The organism is uncultured Tenacibaculum sp. (assembly GCF_947502995.1).
GTDB lineage: Bacteria > Bacteroidota > Bacteroidia > Flavobacteriales > Flavobacteriaceae > Polaribacter.
In genome coordinates this window covers 108924-132742 of sequence record NZ_CANNBW010000005.1, presented here as the reverse complement: position 1 = coordinate 132742, position 23819 = coordinate 108924, and the positions used below count along the sequence as shown (strand labels likewise).

Below are 23819 nucleotides of genomic sequence, written 5' to 3'. Positions count from 1 at the left end.
ATGCGATTCTATTCTAGCTAAAAAAAGCAGTCGTTAGACTGCTTTTAAATGTTTTTATAATGGAAAGATACTAATAATCTTCGTAAATCTCACCTAAATCAAATGAAATTGAAAAACGTAAAGTGTTTTCTAAAGGATTGTTTACATCTGATACATTCACTAAATAAGATAAGTCTACATTAAATGCATTAGCTGTAAAACCTGCTCCTAAAGTGAAAAACTTTCTGTTTCCTTTCACTTCACTTTCGTTAAAATATCCAGCTCTTACTGCAAAAGCATTATTATATAAATATTCAGCTCCTAAAGACCAATTTACTTCTTGTAATTCTTCACTAAAACTACGATCTACTAAAGAAGTAAACATTCCTTCGAACCAACCTCTATCTGATTGAGCTCCACTAGAAGGAACTAATAATTTTCTAAATTCTACATTAAGTCCTAAGGTATTGTAATCATCAAAAATGAAATCGAAACCACCACCTAATTTAGCAATAGTAGGGATGAAGTCTTCTTCACCAGGAGTGTATTCTACTTTTGGACCAATATTGGCAACATTTAATCCAATTCTATATCGTCCATTAAAAGTACCATAGTTTTGTTCATCTGATTGATAGTAAGCTGAAATATCAACTGCAAATGAATTTACAGCTTCTAAAGTACTGTCTACATCTAAATTAGAGTTGATATATTTTAAACCAACAGCCATAGAGAATTTTTCACTTAGCTTTAAAGAATAGTATCCAGAAATAGCTAATTCTGTTGGGTTTATACTTCCATTACTTGAACCATCTGGGTTAGTTAAATCGATCTGACCTAAAGAGAATAATTTTAAATCTGCACCCCAAGCACTATTTTCATTAAATCTATTAATTACAGAAAGGTTACCAGCAAAAATATCATCAGTTAAATTTCTTAACCAAGGAACATAACTTGCACCAATACTAAGTTTATTACTATTAAAAGCAATTTTTGCAGGGTTATGATATAAAGAAAAAGCATCTGATGAAGTTGCTACACCAATATCTCCCATACCACCAGCTCTTGCATCGGAATTGATCTGTAAAAAAGGAACTGCGGTAGTAATTGCTCTAGAGTCTAATTGAGCATTCAGCTTAATACCTGTAATTGAAATAGCTAAGGTTAGTAATAGTATTTTTTTCATTTTGATTTTAACATTATTTTGACAAATATATGATTTTATTGTAGGATAACTAACTTCTCATACTTCTCTGATGTTAAATTATTAACAGATGAAGTAACTTTAATTTTATATATGTAAACACCTTTACCTATTTTATTACCAAAATCGTCTAAACCATTCCAAGTTATAGATCTTGATAATCCTCCACTTGTTTGTACAGTTTGATTAATTGTTTTTACTAATTTTCCTGAAACTGTAAAAATCTGTACTTGTACTTCTAATGGTTCGTTTGGTTTATTATGATTAAACCAAAACTCTGTGTAATTAGTAAATGGATTGGGGTAGTTTAATACATTTTCTAAAGAGAGCGTAGTGTCACTAATAACTTCAAAACTTAACGTGATTTCAGAAGAATTATTATAAGTATCCCAAGCTTTTATTTTTAAAGTATGTGTTCCAATAGATAAATCTCTGAACTTAAAATTAACTTCTCCTTGGGTAAAATCATTTAGTTCTGTTTCATAAAAGTCATTCAGGATAAAAGGTTCAGATTCATTACCGTCTAAAACAGCTACAATATCATGATCTACAGCAGTTATAGACGTGTTTATACCACTAATATCAGATAGTTTTATAATTAGGTTAGGAGAGGAGTTTGTTGTTCCTCCATCTATGAATGATTCGTCGTTCATAAAAGCTCTAAGTTCAGGACCAGTTGTGTCTTCGGGTGCATTTTCATTTATTCCACCAACAGTTACATCGAAATTTACACCTGATTTATCTTCATTTTCACTTTGAGCATATAGACTAATCTTACCTTTTCCATCTGTGATTTTGATGTCTTTTGGAACGATGAATTCAAATTCAAAACGACCATTTTCTACGGATGATTTTCCTCGGAATATTTTACTTTCTTGAGAATCGAAAGTATTTACAATACCAAAACCATCATTGTCTAGAGTAGTTTTATCAATAGGCTTGTCAAAAATAGTTGTGAATACAATACCATTAAAATTGGTTAAAGGATTTCCTATATTATCACTAACTATTCCTTCTAATTTAATTCTAGATAAAGCCTTTAATGCATCAATAGGTTGCGTTATGTCAACATCATTTACTTTGGTTATTCTAACATCAGGTTTAGGAATTGCTAATTTCATTGCGGGATCACCAAAAAAGTATATGAAAAAACGTTGATTGCTAGAAGTTTCATTTTTTGTTTTAATAAGGTTGGCTGCAATACTATCATCAGAATTATCAAAGTCAAAAACATATTTTGCTAACTCTTTATTAAAGGTTTCACCTAAAAAAATAAACACGTCTCTTGTAGTTGTAATCATACTAACAGCTCCACCGTTTGGATTTAAAAACAATTGCTCGCCAGCAGTGTCTCTAAGTGGATTGTCGAATCTAGAGAATTCACAAGTTACAGTTATAAATAAAGGTAAAGTGTTAAAGTTATTGAATCCTTGTATTTGAGGAATTTCTAAAATACGTTCTAAAGCAAGTCCATCTTCACCACCGTGCCCAAAATAATCAAAAGCAAGAACACCTTTTTCCATTGCATTTGTAATAGCATTTTTTACATCAGGATAACGTTCACCACCAGATGAGTTTTCTTGTTTAAAAGCATCTGCATAAATTTTATTGATGTTTAAAATAGGCTTGTATTTCTTAATGCTATCTGCAACTTCTTCTAATCCAGATTGAAGAGTTCGATCAGAATTCTCATCTATGTCATCAGCAATTAAAGCAATGTTATTTCTCCAATCTCCGAAAGAATCAGATTGATAATAACTCAGTATTTTATCAACAACATTACTGGCTTCTTGAGTAGTTGTTACGGGAATTCTACCAGAAGTAATATCAATATTATCAACAGCACGCATTGTTCCATCACTATCATCAATCATAACGAAAAAGTCATCAGTAACATAAGAAGCAACTAAATCGAAACTTTCTTCAGCATGAAAAGTCGGAACAACATTATTATTTCCAGTAATTCGATCTTTAAAATCGTAAGAAGAGTCACCGAAAAAACAAACATATTTCAATTTTCGAGTACTGTTATCATACAAGTATTTAATGAAATCACGAATTCCAACAATATCTGGTGCACCTGAAGAAAATTCATTATAAATATCTAAAACATTGATTACTTTAGTGTTTAAGTTTGAGTTTTCTTGATGATAATCCGCTAAACGTTGTGCTTGATTTATTAATTCATTACTAGTAATTACTATGTATTCAATATCGGTTAAACCTTGTAAGTTCTGATTTCTAACAGTAGAATTATTAATTCTTTCTGGAGAAAAATAATCGTTTTCATTTAGGACTACATACTCATTTAAATTACCTCCTAAAGCTTTAAAAGAAAAAATATTAGAAGTCGAATCTTCATTTGATATCACTGATGGATTCAAAGGATCTGTTACATCCCAAAGTTGACTAATATTATTAGAGTTTTGTATTTGGAAAGAAACTACATTTGTTGCATTTGCTTGATTAAAACTTCTAAAATTAAACTGTTTATCTCCGACAGTTAATTGTTTTTTCCCAATAACCTCTATGAAATCTAAAAATGCATTAGCAGAAGGATTCCCATTATTATTATAAGTTATGTTAACTGAAAGATCATTAGCTACATCAACGTTTCCAGAACTTGTTCCATATCTAGCTAATCCAGAAGATGATGAATTTGCTACTGGAGGAAAAGTTATTGTAGGAATACTATTACCATTTATAGCTATATTCATGTTAGAAGTTGTACTAGATTGTGCTACAGCAGTAACTCTTATTAAAGCATCGGAACCTAAAACTGCATTGTCGAACTTTAAACTAAAATCTTGATCAGAATTTATACTAAAGTTCTCCCCAAACCATAACCTACCTACAGCTAAAATATTAGTGTCTTCTTGTTCATAGAAAATGAAGTCATCATACTCAGTAATATTTAATGAAGAACTATTAGTTACAGTAGGAGCATTAACAATTCTCTTTCCTGGATTGTTGGATATATTAATAAAGTAATAAGCTTTATCTGTATAAATATTTTGTACATGATTAGCTGTTTCATTAGTTGCATCAACATCCCAGCTATGAGGACCAACACCATAAAATAAAATGAAATCATCTCCATTAAATTGATTGTCATCTTCACCTCTAACAAAAATTGAATTTTCCTGTAAATCAGTATATCTAAATTCTGAAGCTAATTCAGGCAATAATTTACCTCCATTCCCATATATTTTAATATTTTTGGGATTCACAGAATTAATATTAATTCCGAGGCTAGATAAAAAATTAGCATCTATTTTGAATACACCAGTGGCGTCTATCGAGAATTTATACCATTCGCCGGAAGCAAGAACGGAGTTTCTTGTTTGACCAAAGAGACAAACAGTACAGAAAATTAGAATTAAAAGTGACTTTTTTATCATGAAATGTTCTAATATAACGAGACCTTTCGTTGGTTAGTATTCATTTTACAAGATTAATATAATAAAGTGAAAAAACAATCGTTAAGATTGAGTATTCATTAATAATTCAAAATTATTATATTTATATAATTAATATGAATTTTAAATGTTGTAAATTGGCAGACCCTAAAAAAAGAAGTTAATACATGAGAAGTACGTTAAAATTATTAGGTTTACTAGTTATCTCCACTATCATTTTTTCTTGTAATAGTTCAAGAAGAAGTTCTGGTAAATCTTCTCTTACAGGATGGAATTTTAATGATCCTAACTATGGTAATTATGTAAAAGGAGATTTTAAAGATGGAAATACTCCTCCAGGTATGGTTCATATTGAAGGTGGAACTTTTACTATGGGATTAGTACAGGATGATGTAATGTTTGATTGGAACACAACTCCAAAACAAATGCACGTTCGTTCTTTTTATATGGATGAGGCAGAGGTAACAAATTCTGAGTATAGTTTATTTATGCAATACACTAAAGATGTTTTTCCTCCATCAGATCCTCAATTTAAACATATTTATCCTTCGGTTTTACCTGATACTTTAGTTTGGAGAAAAGGTTTAGGAAATACAAACTTACTTTCAGAAAGTTATTTAAGACACCCAGCTTATTCTGATTATCCAGTTGTTGGAGTTACTTGGATTCAAGCAAATCAATATTGTAAATGGAGAACAAATGCGGTGAATCTTAAAATCTTAATGGATAAAGGAGTTATTACTAACATTTTCAAAGAAGATTCTTTAGAGTTTAGAGGAAGAAATAATTTCGATACAGATGTATATTTAACAGATCCTTATGTGTTATTTGATGGTGATTCTACTATCTATAAAAAAGGTATCCCAGTGCCAAGAAAGAAAGGTGAACCTAAACCAGAAAAAGGAGCTTTCACAGGAAGACAAGTAACTTCTTCTGATGGTATACTTTCTCAAAAATTTAGATTACCAACTGAAACAGAATGGGAATATGCAGCAAAAGCAATTTTCGAAAATAGAGAATACAATAATATTCGTGGTAGAAAGAAATATGCTTGGGGTGGTAAGTATACTAGAAACAGATCAAGATCAAAAAGAGGAGATCAGTTAGCAAACTTTAAGCAAGGTAAAGGTAATTATAGTGGTATTGCTGGATGGAGTAGTGATGGAGCAGACATTCCAAATGCTGTAAGAAGTTATCCACCAAATGCTTTTGGTTTATATGATATGTCAGGTAACGTAGCTGAATGGGTTTCTGATGTATACAGACCTTTAGTAGATTCAGAAGCAAATGACTTTAATTATTTTAGAGGTAATATTTATACTAAGAAGTTAATCGATGCAAATGGTAAAGTTGTTATCGTAGACGATAGTGAAGTAGAAATCGATACTTTAGTCAATGGTAGTGTTGTTCCTAAAGCTTTACCTGGAACTATTAAATATATTCCAATTACTAAAGATGATACTTACATGAGAAGAAATTATTCTTTCGCTGATAATTCTGATTTAAATGACGGAGATAAGAAGTCAACTAAAAGTTTTGATGCTGAAGAAGATCAAAGAGTTCCTAGAATGTATGATTCTCCTATCAGACCACAAGCTGAAAGAGATACTTTAGGAAATGTAATTTCTAGTTTAGAGTACGATAAGAAAAGAAGAACAACTCTTATCAGTAATAAAACAAGAGTATATAAAGGAGGTTCTTGGGCAGACAGAGAATACTGGTTAGATCCAGCTCAAAGAAGATATTTCCCAGAATATATTTCTACGAACTTTATTGGATTCAGATGTGCTACAGATAAAGTAGGACCAATGGTTAGAGATCAAAAGAAGACAGCTACACCAAGATATAGTTATTCAAGAAAATAAATTGAATTTATATAAAATATAAAACCTCACTTTTTAAGTGAGGTTTTTTTATTTTTACAGTATGAATATTGAAGAGATTTATAAATTATATAGTCAACATTTCTTAGTTGATACCGATACTAGAAAAATTAGAAAAAACACAATATTTTTTGCTTTAAAAGGAGTTAATTTCAATGGAAATAGATTTGCGGAAGAAGCCTTAGCAAAAGGTGCTTTATTTAGTGTAGTAGATGAAGAACAATACAAAACAAAACCAAATATTTTATTAGTTGATAATGTACTTAAAACTCTTCAAGAATTAGCTAACTTTCATCGTAAACAGCTAAACATACCTATTATATCATTAACAGGAAGCAACGGTAAAACGACAACAAAGGAGTTAATAGATGTAGTACTAAAGGAAAAGTTTGTAACTAATGCCACAAAAGGAAATTTAAATAATCACATAGGAGTTCCTTTAACTCTTTTGTCAATGACGCCAAAAACGGAAATAGGTATTGTAGAAATGGGAGCAAACCATCATAAAGAAATTGCTTTTTTATCAAATATAGCAGAACCAGATTTTGGTTATATTACAAATTTTGGGAAAGCACATTTAGAAGGTTTTGGATCAGAGCAAGGGGTTATAGAAGCAAAGTCAGAATTATACGATTACTTAATTAAGAATAATAAAAAAATATTTGTCAATCAGAATGACCCCATCCAAGTTGAAAAAACTAAAGACGCTAATATTATTTTTCTAGATAAAAATCTATCTTTTATTAATGCTAATCCAACAGTTCGTATCAAGTTTAATGATATGAATATTAGTACAAGTTTAATAGGTCAGTATAATTATACTAATATCGCCTGTGCAATTACTATAGGTAATTATTTTGGTGTTTCTGATGTGAAAATTAAAAAAGCTATAGAGAGTTATGTTTCTGAAAATAATCGCTCACAAGTCCTTAAAAAAGGTTCTAATGAGATTATTTTAGATGCTTATAATGCAAATCCTACGAGTATGAGAGCTGCTTTAGAAAGTTTTCATCATACTAGTACGCACAATAAAAAGATCGTTATACTTGGAGATATGTTTGAACTAGGTGATGTCAGTGAAAAAGAGCATCAAGCTATAGTTGATTTATCTAATGATTTATCATTTGATAAAATCTTTTTAATAGGTGAACATTTTTATAAAACAGATGTGCTTAAAAAAAATTTGAAGTTTCCAAATTTTGAAAACTTCAAAGATTACTTAGCACAGTATAATTTAAATAACTGTAATATTTTAATAAAAGGTTCCAGAGGAATGGCTTTAGAAAGAACCTTAGATTTTATAGTTTAAATATTAGATTTATGATAATCAAGTAGCTTATCAATAGGTCTTTGAATAACTCCAGTAACATTCAGATCATATTTTTTAGCTACTTTTTCTAAAATATCACCAAAATAATATGCAATAGAACCAATGAAATATATTGGTGTTGATGAATCTTTCTTATAAGGTAAAACTCTGTATTTAAAGAATTCTTCAAACCCTTTTTTTATGGTCTTCTTGATATATTTTTCTTCTTTAAACTCAAACATGAATTTAGCAAAAGTGGCTAAATACATATTAGGGTTAGGTTGTTTATATAAGTTATGTTTAATATGATCAGCATCTAAATTAAATTCGTTAGAGAATTTTTTAGCTATCTGCTTAGGCATTTGATTATAGTAATAATCACGAATTAATTTTTTTCCAAAATAATTACCACTCGCTTCATCCATAATAGAATAACCTAATGAAGCTGCTACCATTTCTAAATCTTCACCATTAAAGTAACAACTATTTGATCCGGTACCCAGAATACAAACAATTGCAGGTTCTTTTCCAGATGCAGCATAAACAGCTGCCAGCATATCTTCAGCAATATTAATTTCCGCACTTGTAAATATCTCCTTCATTACATTACGAAGAATCTCTACCGGTTTAGGTGTACCACAACCAGCTCCATAAAAATGAATTTCACGAACTTCATCTTTAATGTTTATCAATTGAAACATATTTACAATACGGTTTTTAAGTTCATCTTCATGAACAACTGCAGGATTTAATCCTAAAGTTCGTACTCTAAATACTTCATTTTTGTTGTCATCTAAAGCAATCCAATCTGCTTTTGTAGACCCTCCGTCTGCTATTAAAATCATTGTTATAGTTGATGTTTAAATCAAATATATATTTTACATTCTGTATATACAATAGGCTATAAAATTTCAAACGTTTTCGTCAAAATAAAAGTTGAATTTTTGATGAAATACTTTAATTTTACAAAGTTTTTAATATAGATTATGTTTTTTTTAAAAGAAAAAAGTATACCACTAACTACATTTTTTAATGATAGTTTTATCGATATACATTCACACTTATTACCAGGAATTGATGATGGGGCTAAAAATATTGAACATACTTTAGCTTTAATATCAAAAATGAGATCTTATGGAATAAAAAACTTTATTACTACTCCTCACGTTTTAGGAGATGTTTATCCCAATGCTTCAGATAAAATAAAAGAAAAGTTAACAGAAGTACAAGTAGCATTAGAGCAATCAGGATATAATGATATTAATATCAATGCCGCTGCAGAATATATGATGGATGAAAAATTTTCTGAATTACTTGCAAATGATGATATACTAACACTAAAGGATAATTTTATTCTAGTTGAGATGTCTTATTTCAATGCTCCTTATAATTTATATGATATTTTATTTGAGATTCAATTAAAAGGATATAAACCTATTTTAGCACATCCTGAGCGTTATAACTTTTACCACAAAGATTTTCAAAATTTTTATAAACTAAAAAAAGCAGGATGTCTATTCCAGTTAAACTTATTGTCTTTAACTGAACAATATGGAAGGGGAGTTCAAAGTACTGCAGAGAAATTAATAAAAGAAGGTTTGTATGATTTTGTAGGAACAGATACGCATCATGAAAATCATTTAAGACTATTACAGAAGATTGGAACAAAGAAAAATTATAAAAAAATAGAATACCTATTAAAAAATAACAGCAAATTTTTATCATAAAAAAAAGGATGAATTTTAATTCATCCTTTTTTATTTTATCTATTGATTATTCTTTTATACCAAGGTTTTTTGGTTTCTTCTGTATTTCCATAACCATAACCATAACCGTAGCCATAACCATATCCATAACCTCTAGTCATATCTGTATCATTTAAAACAATTGCCATGTTAGGTAATTTACCTTCCTTATAAAGTGTATCTGGAACAGTTAAAAGTCTCTTATCTAAATAATTTGCCCTAGTAATGTATAAAAATACATTTGCATGCTTCGCGATTAAAAGAGTATCTGTAACTAAATTTACAGGAGCTGTATCGACTAAAACATAATCATAATCAGCTCTTAATTCGTCAAATAATTGTTGAATTCTAGTAGACATTAATAATTCAGCAGGGTTTGGTGGTATAACACCAGAAGCAATGATATCTAAATCTTTTAATTCAGGAACTCTAAATTTTAAATCATTTAAAGATAAGTTATCATTAGTAATATAATTCGTAATTCCTTTTCTATCAGGAATACCTAAATATTCAGTTACTTTAGGAGCTCTTAGATCCATACCTACAAGCACTACCTTTTTTCCAGATAAAGCAAGAGTTGCAGCTAAGTTAATTGATATAAAAGATTTCCCTTCACCACTTGTAGTAGAAGTAACAAAAATAGTTTTTCCTCCTTCAGATTTTGTATTTGATAACATAAAATCTAAGTTAGTCCTAATTAGTCTAAAAGCTTCAGCTGTACTAGATCTAGCATCAGAGTTTACTATTATTTTTTGACCTGTTTCATTATGAGGTACATCTCCTATGAAAGGAACTGAAGTAAGTTCTTGTATATCTCTTTTCGTATGAACTTTAGTATCTAATAAATCTCTTAAATATATAATTATGAACGGAACAATTATACCTAAAAATAACGCTAATAAAAATATTATCTTTCTTTTAGGAGATACTGGCACATCTGATCCATATGCTCTATCTATAATTTTTGCATTATCAACGGTAACAGCTAAGGAAATCGCTGTTTCTTCTCTTTTACGAAGTAAATAAGAATACAAAGTAGCTATTATTTCTTGTTGTCTCGCTATATCTAAAAACTTTCTTTCTTTTACAGGGATAGAAGATATTTTAGAATTCATAATTCTAGCTTCTCTGTTTAAATTATCTAGTTTAAACTGTATAGCTTTTTCTTGGTTTACTAAACCAATTCTTATGGATTCTCTTAAGTCATCAATATTTCTTTGGATTTCAACAATTACTAAGTTTTTTTCTCCTGCACTTTTTAAAAGACTATTTTTTCTTAATATAAATTTGTTGTATTCACTAATAGTTTTTCCCAGATTAGCATCCTGTAGGCCTAAGTTAGGAGGTAATGTTCCTTCGCTTTTGCTAAGTTCATTTTGTAATGACTTGATTATATTTAACTCGACATTTGATTGTATAATTTTTTCTCGATTGTCGGTGGTAGATTGCAATGCTAATTTTGCTTCGGATTCTATATCAGTAACATTATAGTCTTTTTTAAAGTCTTTAACTTTATCCTCAACAATAGCTAACTCTTTACCAACTTCATTTAAACGTTCATCAATAAATTCAACAGTTTTTGAGGAAACTTCACTTTTGTCTTTTACAGCATCTAAGTTATACTGATTAACAATAGCATTTAGAATGTCTTCAGCTTTTTCTAATATCGCAGACTGCAAAGAAAGTTTAAGAACACTAGAATTCTTGTTTATAGGAGAAATAGAAACACTCCTGATAAGTTGGTCTATAATCTTGTCTTTTGGGTATAAAACAATAATTATATTTTTTTTAATATGTTCTTCTTCTTCAAAAAAATTAGTTTTAGATATTGTGAAATTACCCAGCTCTTCAATTTTAAACGTTTTCCCAAAGTTTAAATTATCATGAGTTAAATTGTTATTTCTATCAAAAATTTGAAACTCGTTATTAGAAGTTATCTTAATAAAAAATGATTTCGTTTTTTCAACTTTATCAAAAAATAATGAATCACTAACAGATACACTGATAGGAGAGTTTTTATATGTTTCTGAATTTTTAACTCTACCTTCTGAGATATATTTAGTTGTTAAATTCAATTTTCTAACAACATCGCCAAGAATTTTTCTAGATTTTAATATCTCTATTTCGTTATCTGGGTTATTACTAGATCCACCACCAATGATACCTAGATCTTCAAAAGCTAGAAGTTCAGCAGAAATTCCAGATTTTTTGTTATCCTTTATCATTATAGTTGTACTAGCTGAATACTTTGGTGTAGAATATCTTAAGTAAAGAAAAGCAAAAATTAAACTTAAAGTAGCACCTATAATAAACCACTTCCAATGAATTAAATATTTTTCAATTTCAGCGCGAATGTTTATTGTATCATGATCATTTATCTCATTAGAGTTTGTATTTGTATTACTACTCATTTCTAAAATCTTGTTATAAGTGTTATAAGGGATATAATTATAGAACCAACAGAAACTATTAATCCTGTATTTCTATTGTAAGCTGCATCTTGTGAAGAGGCTTTGTTTTGATCTACATACACTAAATCATTTTGTTGTAAATAGTAAACAGGAGAGGTGAAGATTTTATTAGATCTAATATCAATATCAAACTGTACTTTTTCTCCGTTAATTTCTCTAAAGACTTTTATTGTGTTTCTTTTTCCAGTTATATTTAGATCACCAGCTAAACCAATAGCTTCTAAAATTGTAATTCTTTCATTAGGAATTGTATATGTTCCAGGACGTCTTACATCACCCAGTACGGTAACAGTATAATTTGCTATTCTTATATTAATTGTAGGGTTTTTAACATAATCAGGATCTAGTTTGTTTTTAATCATGTCAATTGCTTCTCCACGAGTTAGTCCTGCGATTTTTAATTTCCCTATCACAGGGAAGTTTATAAAGCCTTTGTTGTCAATTAAATATGTCTGTTGTTGTGGCGTCCCTATTGCTCTATCTGTAGTTGTTGCAAAGTTCACTGCTGGTAAATTAAAGGACTTAACAGATTCAAAATCCAAGGCAGATACTGTTATTTGTAACAAATCATCAGGCTTAAATACAATCTTGTATGAATTAGATACATTTTTTTGATCTATCTGATCATTTTGGAAGTAAGTAATATCTTTTTTAGATACACAAGAAGTTAAAGTAATACTAATTAAAAGTATTAAAGAAACAACTTTATAAGCTTTTTGCATTTGTCAAATTTTTTGCGAAAGTAATGAATTTAATTTAAAATTTTTTCATCCAGTTTTTCATAAATCGAATTATTAGATTTAAATTCTGGAACAATTTCTTTAATTAATTTTACTGATTTATTGTTTTCATATTTTAGATTTTCCACACAAAGATTTTCTATTTTTTCTTTAACGTCTTTTACATTTAAATCTTGTGTTTTAGCAATCATTATTTTTTCATGATAAGTTGGAGTAGTGTTTTCACCATTAGCTAATAACTCTTCATATAATTTTTCTCCAGGCCTTAATCCAGTGATTTTGATATCAATATCCTCAGGATATTTTAATCCAGATAAATGAATCATTCTCTTTGCAATATCAAAAATTTTAACAGATTTACCCATGTCAAATATATAAATCTCACCACCTTCGCCCATAGTTCCTGCCTCAATCACTAATTGACATGCTTCAGGTATAGTCATGAAATAACGTGTTATATCTTTATGAGTAACAGTTAAAGGGCCTCCATTTTCAATTTGTTTTTTGAATAAAGGAATAACAGATCCATTTGAACCTAAAACATTACCAAAACGAGTGGTTGTAAATTTTGTTGTTTTAGTAGTGTTACTAAGACAACTTATATACATTTCAGCAACTCTTTTTGAAGCTCCCATCACATTTGTAGGATTAACAGCTTTATCCGTTGAAACCATTACAAATCTATCTACTTCATGTTTGATGGATAAATCTGCAATGTTTTTCGTCCCATTTATATTGATTTTAATAGCTTCGTAAGGGCTTTCTTCCATTAAGGGAACATGCTTGTATGCTGCTGCGTGATAAACTTTATCAGGTTTAAATTCCTTAAATACAGCTTCCATTCTAACTATATCTCTTACGTCAGCAACAATAGATGTGAAGTTCTTTACTCCATTTCTAAGTAATTCTTGTTGGATTTCATAAAGAGGAGATTCAGCTTGATCAACAAGCACAAGATGTTTGTGGTTATATTTGCATATTTGTCTAGATATTTCACTACCAATAGAACCAGCTGCTCCAGTAACTAAGATAACTTTATTATTTACATCTCTTTTTACAATTGGGTTATCAATTGTAATAGGTTTTCTGTCTAATAAATCTTCTATTTTTACTTGTTTAATTTGATTAGCTTCAAAATCACCACCAATCCATTTAGAAAAAGGAGGAACAATTTTAGGTTTTACTCCAAGCTCTAGAAGTCTATCAGTAAGGTATAATAATCTTTCTGATTTAATATTTTGAATAGAAAAGATGATTTCATCTATTTCTTTATCATCAACAAATTTCTTAGTGATTTGAGATCTGCTGTATATTTTTACGCGATCTATTTTTTTTCCTACTTTATTTTTGTCATCATCTATGAAGCCTATAACTTCATAGTTATTTCTAGTATCTCTGTTTAAAGCTCCATAAGTAATCAACCCAGAATCTCCAGCACCATATATCATTACATTGGTAATGTCTTTTAATTCAGAAGAGATAATTTCATAAAATGCTTTGAAAATAAATCGACAAACAACTAAAACAAAAATAGTAATGAAGTAATGTATTAAAACAATTGTTTTAGGTATTGTAAACCAAGGAATAACTTTAAAAACATTATTAGTAGCGACAAAGAAAACTATTCCCATGGACGCAATTGTTACTCCAATAAATACATTAAAAGCATCTCTAGTTCCTGTATGCCTAATAATTCCTTTGTTAGAACCTACTAACCAAAAGCTAAATAAAGATATTAAAGATATAAAAGGGATTTGATAGGTTAAGTCTGCAACATTAAAATCTAAAGAAGCAAATCTAATAGTGTAAGCCAATATAAAAGATAAGGCAACTAAAACAGTGTCTATAATTAGCACAACCCAATGAGAAGCATGCTTGTTAAGAGCTTTTAAAAGAAAATTTCTAATCATCGATCTAGAATGAATTCGAGTAAAGATACAATTAATTAAATAATATCAGTTTTAGATATTAAATTCTCTTCATCTGTTGTTTTAACATCTGGATCTGCTCTTTTAGCATTCCGTGTTTATCTAACTTTTTTGCTTCATTCATTAATGTAGTAGCTTCTCTTTTTCTTCTTTTAGACATTGCTATACTTGCTAATTGTAATTTAGCCATTGCCATGTCATGATCCATAGATAACCCAAGTTTTACAGCTTTTTTTAAGAATTTTTCTGCTTGAGTTAAATTCGTTTGAGATAGCATAGTGCCATGTAGGTAATTATAATATCCTTGTTGTTTAAGTGTTAACGCAGCTTCAGGGTTTTTAATATAAGCTAACCATTTTTTGGCACCATCAAAATCTTGTGTTCTTAACTTTAAAAAAGCTAGAAGAATAAATTCATTTTTAAAATAGAATAGAATAAAAATTCCTGTAACTAGTAATAAAGCTATACCATTACCAATGTGACCTTGAGAAAATTCATATACGGCCCATGCAAAAGTTAAAAAAGCTAAGCCCAGTTTTATATTCTTATTAAACATATTTATTCTTTCTAATTTTGCGACAAATGTACGTTATTCTTGTATAAATGAAAATTTACTTTTGAGAAAACTTTTTGTTTCTAAGCCAAGCAGCTACGGTAATTAAGATAAGTACAACTATATATATGTACGCTTCTTTAGGTGTAACAACTCTATCTCCACTTGCGTATGAGTGTAATCCAGATAAATAGAAGTTAACTCCAAAAAAAGTCATCATAATCGAAAGGTAAGAGAATGCAGACATAAAATTGAAAGCAATCTTTCCTCGAAGTCCTGGTATTAATCGCATATGTAAAACAAAAGCACAAACCATTATTGATATTAGAGCCCAAGTTTCTTTTGGATCCCATCCCCAATAACGCCCCCAACTTTCATTGGCCCACATTCCTCCTAAGAAGTTTCCAACAGTAAGCATTACTACACCAACAGTTAAAGACATTTCATTAATTAAAGTAACTTCTTTAACGTTCTCATCTATCTTTTTATGGTTCTTTTCGTTTTTAAAGATCAATAATATCAATGCTAAAACTCCTAAAATCATACTTAAAGAGAAAGGTCCGTAACTAGCAACGATAATAGATACATGAACTAAAACCCACCAAGAGTTAAGTACTGGTTGCAAATTTGCTATTTCTGGATCTATCCAATATTGATTAGCAAAGGCAAGAATTATAGCGGAAACAAATGTAGCTGCACCAATTGTTAGTGATGATTTTCTTCCTAAAGTTAATCCAAACAACATTGTAGCCCAAGCAACATAAATAACACTTTCATAAGCATTACTCCATGGAGCATGACCAGAAATGTACCATCTAACAATTAATCCTGATGTTTGAATTAGGAATAATCCAATTATAGAGTAAATTAAAATCTTAGATATTGATTTAAATATTTTCTTATTGTAAAAGATCTGAAGAATTACAAAAACAATTAAAAGTACACTTACTAAACCATAGTATTTTGCAAGCTTAGGGAATATTTTAGCTTTGTTATAAAGAATTTCCGCATTTATTTTTGTTTCTGAAGGTAGTACTTCACTTCCATATTTTTTTTGGAATTTTTTAATACCATCTAATATTTTTCCTGCTTCAGAATAATCATTTGATTTCTTAGCTTCTTGTAATAATTGTAAATAAACAGGTAAAGATTGCTTTACGAAAACAGAGTCAGTTCCTTTAAAAGAAGCTTGAGAAGTTTCAGGTTGTGAAACCCATTTGTTATTCTCATCATTTGGAATAGGATATATTTTTAAAATTCCTCCTCCAATAGCTTGGTTTAATAACCATAAACGCTTTTCAATTTTAATAACATCTTGTTCAAATTTATTCTGAATCTTTTTCTTCTGTGCTTCATCAATTAATTTGTTGATTTTAGAATTACCTTTTGTATCGTAAAAATCAATAAAACGAGCATGTGTGGCATCTTTAGGCAGGCCTAAAGCTTCACGTATTTTATAATTTCCTTTTTCAAGGTAAATAAAGGGAACTTGAAACCAGAACCGTGGATATTCAGTCATAGAAAGTAATATCTGACTTGGTGTCATTCCTTTAAAACTATCTGAGTGTGAAACTTTTCTTACAAGTTCTGATGCAAATGTATGTGCAGGTTTCATTCTTCCTCCAGCATCTTGAATTACAATTTTACTGAATTTATCTGCATGTTTTATATCTACACTATTTGCTTGTAAAATACTATCTATTTTTTCTTCAGAAAGAAGGTTTTTATGTGTTTCGTGTTGACCAAAAGTTAATCCGAATGAGAATACTAATGGTAAGAAAAGTATAGCTCTTTTATTTTGAAGTTTCTTTAGTTGTTTTTTCAAACTATCGAATCGAGTATGTTTAGCAAATAACATAGAAATTAAACCAATATATAAAAGTGAATATCCTAAGTAGGTAACAAATGTTCCCCAGAAATCATGATTTACAGATAAGTGAGTTTGTTCAATAGCCTGTCCTTCGTTTTTGTAACTTGCTTGAAAGAATTTATAACCTCTGTAATCTAAAATATGATTCATATATATTCTGTAGTCAAAAGAATCATTATTGTCAATAACTGATACTTCACTTGCGTATGAAGAAGCAGTTTCAGATCCTGGATATTTCTCTAGTTGAAAATCGTTAAGTTTTACATTAAATGGAGTTTGTAATAGTTTTGCTCCATACCAAGCTCTAATATTTAAACCTCCGATAGTTAAATCTTGTTTGTTACTAGTGTTAAATTGACCTCCAACAAATTCTACTTGTTTCGTTTCGCCATTACATGAAATATCGAAAACCACAGTGTCAAATTTTTTATCGTCTTTTTTACCACGAACAGTTTTTACTTCACCTTTTTCAGCAGGACGCGGAATTACAAATTGAAGTCCGTCTACATTATGAAGTGTTAAGAATTGAAAATGCTGAGCACTATCTTTAACTATTTGACCACGTTTTTGATCTGCCATACGCAACCAATTTCCATCTACTTTAGAAGTAAATTTTAAACTTTTTCCTTCGTAAAAGAAATTAATGTTAGCGTTTCTATTTGGAGCATCAAATCCAACTAGAATATTATGAATATTTTGAATAGTTCCTCTTTTGATATAATGTTCGTGACGACTACCGCTAGAACTTTCTACAAAGAATAAATGTTCAACTCCGTTTTCATCTAAAACTAATTTTTTCTCAGACCAAGGAATATAATCAATAAGTTTGAAGTTAACTTCATTGGCTGGTTTACTCTTGTTTGGTTGAAATTTAAAAGTAAAGTTTTTGCTGTTTTTACCCCAAGCTGATAATAATAATTTTTCATTATATGTTTTTTGAGAAGCATTATCATCAATAGTAGCATTAAGATAATTTACATCTGACAAGAAAACATTGGTAGATTCTCCTTCATCAATAATCATCATTCCTTCATACCCGATATATCTTGTAATTCCAGCTCCAATTATTATGAATAAGAAAGCAATGTGAAACATAAAAACGGTCCATTTTTCTTTTCTTAATAATTTATATCTGAAAATATTTCCAAAGAAATTAATGATAAAGAACAACATAATAACCTCAAACCACCAAGTATTGTATACTAGTTTTTTTGCTGTTTGAGTTCCAAAGTCGTTTTCAATAAATGTAGCAATTCCCATTGCGGCTGCAAAAACAAAAAATAATACAGCCATTAAACGAGTAGAGTATAATATATTTAAGATTTTCTTCATTGTAACTTGCGTAGATAAAACTGCGCAAAGTTACGGAAAGTTATAGGAATTAGCTTGTAAGCTGATGTGATTTTTAATGTTTAGAATTAGTTAAAATTATAACAATTTAAAGTCCAATTTTTTCACCCATTTTGACAAAGGTTTCAATCTGATTTTTAGTGTTTTCTAAAATATCATTATCAATTTGAATTTTATCTTTATCAACCAAGGCTACAATTGTAGATCCACCGAAAGCAAAATAGCCCATTTCATCACCTTTTTTAACAGGAGAATTTGCTGTGTAGGTTTCTAAAATGCTTCCTACCATGGTTGCTCCAACAGGGGCTAATAAGATATCGCCTTTATCCTCAGTTTTTAAAATACAATACTCACGTTTGTTTTCGCAAAATACAGTAGTGAAGTTAGATGCTAAAGCGTAAGGAGAAACAGACAGGTAATCTCCTTTTATTTTTGTTGAAGAAGAAGGAGTTCCTTCATACGGAAAATGATATCTGTGATAATCATTTGGAGCTAATCGTAAAATTAATAAAGAAGCATTTTTATATTTTTCTGCTAATGTTTTGTCATTTAAAAATTCACTTAATGTAAATTTTCTTCCTTTAACAAAGAAGTTATGTACATCTTTGATATTTTCAAATGCTAATAACTTTCCATCACCAGGAGATATAAATCCGTTTTCTATTGGTCTAGCTTCAGGATTTAATTCACGATAGAAAAAGTCATTAAAAGATGTAAACTCATCAATAGATTTTTTGGCTTCAGAAATATCAATGTTTAGATCGGAAACAAAACCTTCTATTTTTTTTGTAGAAGACTTTTTATTCATTTTTCTTCCGTACCATTCAGATAAAAACTTACGTTTTACTATAGGAAGAAATAACATTTTTCCAAACGGATTGTTATATAAAAGTTTTAAAAAACCTTCTCCAGGAGGAGTTTCAATTTCTGTTTTACCTGTTTTTCTATTGATGAATTTTATTTGCATGATTATTCTTCTACGCTATCAATTAAAATTTCTAACATGTCAATTGCAGCTTGTGCAATTTTTGTTCCTGGTCCGAAAACTCCAACAGCACCAGCATCAAATAAAAACTGATAATCTTGAGCAGGAATTACACCTCCAACAATTACCATAATATCTTCACGACCATAATTTTTCAATTCTCCAATTACTTGAGGAACTAATGTTTTATGTCCAGCAGCTAACGATGAAATTCCTAAAATATGAACATCATTCTCAATAGCTTGCTTTGCAGCTTCTTTTGGTGTTTGGAAAAGTGGTCCAACATCTACATCAAATCCTAAGTCAGCATAACCAGTAGCAACAACTTTTGCACCACGATCATGACCATCTTGACCTAATTTGGCAATCATTATCCTTGGTCTTCTACCTTCAAGTTCAGCAAAGTTATCAGCTAGTTCACTAGCTTTTTTGAATAACGAATCGTCTTTTATTTCTTTACTATACACGCCAGATATGGTTTTATGTACTGCTTTATGTCTACCAAAAATAGATTCTAAAGCATCTGAAATTTCGCCTAATGTAGCTCTTTTTCTAGCAGCTTTAACAGCTAAGTCTAATAAATTTCCGTTACCAGTTTCTGCGCATTTTGTTAAATCTGCAAGGCATTGATCAACTTCAGCTTGATTTCTCTTCGCTTTCAAATCGTCTAAACGATCAATTTGAGATTTACGAACAGCTTCGTTGTCTACCTCTAAAATATGTAAAGGATCTTCTTGTTCTAATTGATATTTATTTACACCAACAATTACATCCTGACCGCTATCAATTCGAGCTTGCTTAATTGCAGCAGCTTCTTCAATTCTCATTTTAGGAATTCCTTTTTCGATAGCTTTTGTCATTCCTCCCAATTCATCAACTTCTTGAATTAATTTCCAAGCTTTATTAGTGATTTCTTCAGTAAGTTGTTCTAAGTGATAACTTCCAGCCCAAGGATCAACAGTTTTTGTAATATGAGTTTCTTGTTGTAAATAAATCTGAGTATTTCTTGCAATACGAGCAGAGAAATCTGTAGGTAATGCAATAGCTTCATCTAATGCATTAGTGTGTAAACTTTGTGTTCCACCAAAAGCAGCAGCCATTGCTTCAATTGCAGTTCTCGCTACGTTATTAAAAGGATCTTGTTCTGTTAAACTCCATCCACTTGTTTGACAATGTGTTCTTAGTGCTAAAGATTTTGGGTTTTTAGGATTGAACTGTTTAACTAGTTTCGCCCATAACATTCTACCAGCACGCATTTTTGCAATTTCAGTAAAATGATTCATTCCAATAGCCCAGAAAAAAGATAACCTTGGAGCAAAAGCGTCGATATCCATTCCGGCAGCTAAACCAGTTTTAATATATTCCAATCCATCTGCTAATGTGTAAGCTAATTCAATTTCTGGAGTTGCTCCGGCTTCTTGCATATGATAACCAGAAATAGAAATTGAATTGAATTTTGGCATATTATTACTAGTATATTCGAAAATATCTGCAATAATTTTCATTGAAGGAATAGGAGGATAGATATAAGTATTTCTAACCATAAACTCCTTTAAAATATCATTTTGAATAGTTCCTGCTAGTTGTTCTGGTTTCACACCTTGTTCTTCAGCAGCAATAATATAAAAAGCAAGAATAGGTAATACGGCTCCGTTCATTGTCATAGAAACCGACATTTTATCTAGGGGTATTTGATCAAATAATACCTTCATGTCTTCAACAGAATCTATAGCAACACCAGCTTTTCCAACATCACCTTGAACTCTTTCGTGATCTGAGTCGTAACCTCTATGTGTAGCTAAATCGAAAGCTACAGATAAACCTTTTTGTCCGGCAGCTAAGTTTCTCCTGTAAAAAGCATTACTTTCTTCAGCAGTAGAAAAACCTGCATATTGACGAATAGTCCAAGGTCTTCTAACATACATTGTGGAATAAGGACCACGTAAATTCGGAGCTATTCCTGCAACAAATTTTTCGTGTTCAAAACTTTTAATTTCGGAAGATTTTTTATGGTCTATTTTTATGTTGGATATGTCTTTTCTACTCATTTTCTGTTGTTTCTACTTTAGAATTTAGGCATGTGTAAAATAGTTCAAAAGCTATGAATATTTGAACAGCTTTATTTTTATAATCGAGTTCCTTTAGCTCTAATAAAGGAGCTATAAGTAAAGGAGTATTTGCGTAATTTTCTCTGAATGTAATGATGAAATCTCTAATGTTATTATTCTTACTTTGAAAAATTATTTTTTTTGAAAAGTTGCCTTCATAATTTATAATGTAAGCAAAATTTTGAGCTTTAATTTTTTCAATAAAATCATCAAAATAATCTTCATCTTTAAAAGCTTTCATTTGTTCGGGAGTAAACTCTGTATAACTTAAATAAGCTAGCTTATGTTTTATTTGAGAGCTTTTAATCCAAACGTAATCTAAAAGTTCTTCATGAGATTCTTTTAAAAGTTTTAAACTTTTTTCTGTGGTTAATTTTGAAAGTAAAGCTGGAAACTTAATGTTCTCTTGAGAAATATCATCTACATATTTTTTATATGCGATAGAAGAATTTTCTTTTTTAACTTTATAATAGTTGCATATATTTTCTTCAAAATTAGTTAACATTTCAAAAACTAATTCATCTTGATATGTATTGCCAAAAGTGCCGTAAAAGTCCGACTGTGCTGTTACTAATAAATTAGAACAGAAGAATACAATAAAAAGAAGAAAAAGTTTATTCATTGTCTAATCTTTGTTGCTCTAATTTTTCAGCTAAACGTTTTTGAATTATAGGTTGAATTAAGGTTTTCTCTGAACGTTTCTTTACAAAAGGAAATAATTCTAAATCATTTTTCATTTGATCTTTTTCATTTTGAATTTTATTAGTTCCCAATAAAACTAGATCTCCATTGTCAAAAAGTTCTTGTTCTTTTTGAGCTGATTCTTCTATTTTTCTTTGAATTACACCTTCTTTCAATTGCTTTAAAAATCCACCACCCTGTTCAATTAATTTGAAAATTTCTAAAGCATTTTCAGTCAATTGCTCAGTGATAGCTTCAATATAATAACTACCATCAGCAAAATATTGTGCATCTTCAAATCCACTTTCTTCTTTTAACACTAAAAGTTGATTTCTAGAAATTCGTTCGCCAAATTCATTTGATTTGTGAAAAATTTCGTCATAAGAAATATTAGAAACAGTATTTGCACCGCCAAGAACAGCACTCATACTTTCTGAAGTTGTTCTTAACATATTTACATTATAATCGTATAATGTTTTATTACGAAGTGAAGGTTGAGTGAAAATATGGGTTTCAGTATTTTCAACTCCATATTCTTTTAACAATGAACTCCATAAAATACGGAAAGCTCTAAGTTTAGAAATTTCAAAAAAGTAATTACTTCCTACAGAGAAATTAAAGTGAATTTTATTTGCAATTTCACCTCCGAAATGATTTAAGTATTCATTAGCATGAGCTAAAGCATATGCTAATTGTTGAGTGCAATTTGCACCAGCATTTTGATAAATTGATGCGTTTATAGCAATGCTGTTGTTAATAGAACTCAGTTTTTCTAGCTGTTCATGATCTGATTGTAAGTTAGAAAACCAATTCCCTGTTTTTGCTAAGTTTCCAATTATATCGTTGTTAAAGTAAACGTTTTCGTTATTAATGAAATTAGCTAATTCTTTTTGATAATTTGCATCTAAGAAATTAAACTTAAAATAAAACCTTGTATTGGAAGTAGGTGTAATGCTGTTTAAAAGTTTTTGTGTGTCAAACTCTGAGTTTACAATAAATTCAATAGCATTAGCACCTCTTTGTAATGCGTCTAGGGCTAATTTGTTGGCAATATTTACATCATCAACAAAAATAGATTCACAAATGAAAAAATCTGTTTTTGGAAGTTGGATTTTTTGATGGGTTTGATCTTCTTTACTGTAAAAGGGTTTTACTGTAATTCTTTCATTAGTGTGCCAAAGTAGAGTTTCATTATAATCAAGTCCTTTTAAGTCAACTTGTATTTTTTGTTTCCAAGCTTTTCCAGAAACCCCTTCAAATTCATCAAATAAAAAATTATCCATTATTTTTTTATAGTATCAAATTCAATTATGTAAATATCTTCGTTTTTCTTTTTCATTAAATATTTTTCTCGAGCAAATCGTTCTAATTCCAAAGAATCTTGTAGTTTTTGTATCGTTTCTTTATCCTTAGCTATTCTCTTTTCATGATACTCAATCCAAGTTTCAAGTTCTTTAATATCACGATTAAATTCTTTGTGTCTTAAGTAAGAGTTTTCATCGAAAAAAAGCATCCAACCAACAAATAAAGTCAGTATTAAAACATAAGTAATACCTATGCTGATACCTATTACTTTTATGTTTCTGTTGAATTTCAT

16 protein-coding genes are annotated in these 23819 nt (G+C 29.7%); 3 read left to right on the top strand and 13 right to left on the bottom strand.

Annotated elements, in window-relative coordinates; genetic code table 11:
- Positions 1-70: 70 nt before the first annotated feature.
- Both porV and porU read right to left on the bottom strand, forming a co-directional pair.
- Positions 71-1162: a type IX secretion system outer membrane channel protein PorV gene (gene porV / locus Q1A46_RS05555; protein WP_299675048.1), complete on the bottom strand. Its 1092-nt coding sequence runs from the start codon at positions 1160-1162 to the stop codon at positions 71-73.
- A gap of 35 nt (positions 1163-1197) precedes the next feature.
- The gene (gene porU / locus Q1A46_RS05550; protein ID WP_299675045.1) at positions 1198-4581 is read right to left on the bottom strand and encodes a type IX secretion system sortase PorU; all 3384 of its coding nucleotides are present in this window, start codon (positions 4579-4581) and stop codon (positions 1198-1200) included.
- Between the two features lie 185 nt (positions 4582-4766).
- On the opposite strand from porU, the gene gldJ reads away from it, so the two are divergent.
- Together gldJ and murF are read left to right on the top strand one after the other, a co-directional pair.
- Positions 4767-6464, top strand: a complete 1698-nt coding sequence (gldJ, locus tag Q1A46_RS05545; protein ID WP_299675042.1) for a gliding motility lipoprotein GldJ — start codon at positions 4767-4769, stop codon at positions 6462-6464.
- Positions 6465-6525: 61 nt separating this feature from the next.
- Positions 6526-7791 carry a UDP-N-acetylmuramoyl-tripeptide--D-alanyl-D-alanine ligase gene (gene murF / locus Q1A46_RS05540; RefSeq protein WP_299675039.1) on the top strand — a complete coding sequence of 422 codons (1266 nt, stop codon included), beginning with the start codon at positions 6526-6528 and terminating at the stop codon, positions 7789-7791.
- Here the strand turns inward: murF and Q1A46_RS05535 are convergent.
- Positions 7788-8636, bottom strand: coding sequence for an N-acetylglucosamine kinase (locus Q1A46_RS05535; RefSeq protein ID WP_299675036.1), 849 nt, complete (start codon positions 8634-8636; stop codon positions 7788-7790). The two genes, murF and Q1A46_RS05535, sit on opposite strands and share 4 nt — an antisense overlap.
- 141 nt (positions 8637-8777) lie before the next feature.
- Here Q1A46_RS05535 and Q1A46_RS05530 point away from each other — a divergent pair, with 141 nt between their 5' ends.
- Positions 8778-9518 carry a tyrosine-protein phosphatase gene (locus Q1A46_RS05530; RefSeq protein WP_299675034.1) on the top strand — a complete coding sequence of 247 codons (741 nt, stop codon included), beginning with the start codon at positions 8778-8780 and terminating at the stop codon, positions 9516-9518.
- A 35-nt stretch (positions 9519-9553) separates the two neighbouring features.
- Here Q1A46_RS05530 and Q1A46_RS05525 read toward each other — a convergent pair whose 3' ends face one another.
- From Q1A46_RS05525 to Q1A46_RS05480, 10 genes are all read right to left on the bottom strand, one after another.
- Positions 9554-11947 (bottom strand): polysaccharide biosynthesis tyrosine autokinase, encoded by a 2394-nt coding sequence (locus Q1A46_RS05525; protein ID WP_299675031.1) that lies wholly within the window; start codon positions 11945-11947, stop codon positions 9554-9556.
- A 2-nt stretch (positions 11948-11949) separates the two neighbouring features.
- A complete protein-coding gene (locus Q1A46_RS05520; protein ID WP_299675028.1) occupies positions 11950-12729 on the bottom strand; it encodes a polysaccharide biosynthesis/export family protein in 780 nt (259 codons plus the stop codon).
- 29 nt (positions 12730-12758) lie between these two features.
- Positions 12759-14657: a nucleoside-diphosphate sugar epimerase/dehydratase gene (locus Q1A46_RS05515; RefSeq protein WP_299675025.1), complete on the bottom strand. Its 1899-nt coding sequence runs from the start codon at positions 14655-14657 to the stop codon at positions 12759-12761.
- 58 nt (positions 14658-14715) lie between these two features.
- On the bottom strand, positions 14716-15231 hold the full coding sequence (locus Q1A46_RS05510) for a DUF2892 domain-containing protein (RefSeq protein WP_299675022.1): 516 nt from the start codon (positions 15229-15231) through the stop codon (positions 14716-14718).
- A gap of 55 nt (positions 15232-15286) precedes the next feature.
- Positions 15287-18430, bottom strand: coding sequence for a cytochrome c biogenesis protein CcsA (gene ccsA, locus Q1A46_RS05505; protein WP_299675019.1), 3144 nt, complete (start codon positions 18428-18430; stop codon positions 15287-15289).
- A 106-nt stretch (positions 18431-18536) separates the two neighbouring features.
- On the bottom strand, positions 18537-19415 hold the full coding sequence (locus tag Q1A46_RS05500; protein WP_299675016.1) for a phosphatidylserine decarboxylase: 879 nt from the start codon (positions 19413-19415) through the stop codon (positions 18537-18539).
- A gap of 2 nt (positions 19416-19417) precedes the next feature.
- A complete protein-coding gene (gene scpA, locus Q1A46_RS05495) occupies positions 19418-21481 on the bottom strand; it encodes a methylmalonyl-CoA mutase (protein ID WP_299675013.1) in 2064 nt (687 codons plus the stop codon).
- Entirely contained in the window at positions 21474-22163 is a 690-nt protein-coding gene (locus tag Q1A46_RS05490) for a hypothetical protein (protein ID WP_299675010.1), read from the bottom strand. Before Q1A46_RS05490 ends, scpA begins: the two co-directional genes overlap by 8 nt.
- Positions 22156-23505, bottom strand: a complete 1350-nt coding sequence (locus Q1A46_RS05485) for a methylmalonyl-CoA mutase subunit beta (protein ID WP_299675007.1) — start codon at positions 23503-23505, stop codon at positions 22156-22158. Before Q1A46_RS05485 ends, Q1A46_RS05490 begins: the two co-directional genes overlap by 8 nt.
- On the bottom strand, positions 23505-23819 hold the full coding sequence (locus Q1A46_RS05480; protein ID WP_299675004.1) for a septum formation initiator family protein: 315 nt from the start codon (positions 23817-23819) through the stop codon (positions 23505-23507). The genes Q1A46_RS05485 and Q1A46_RS05480 overlap by 1 nt, the downstream gene beginning before the upstream one ends.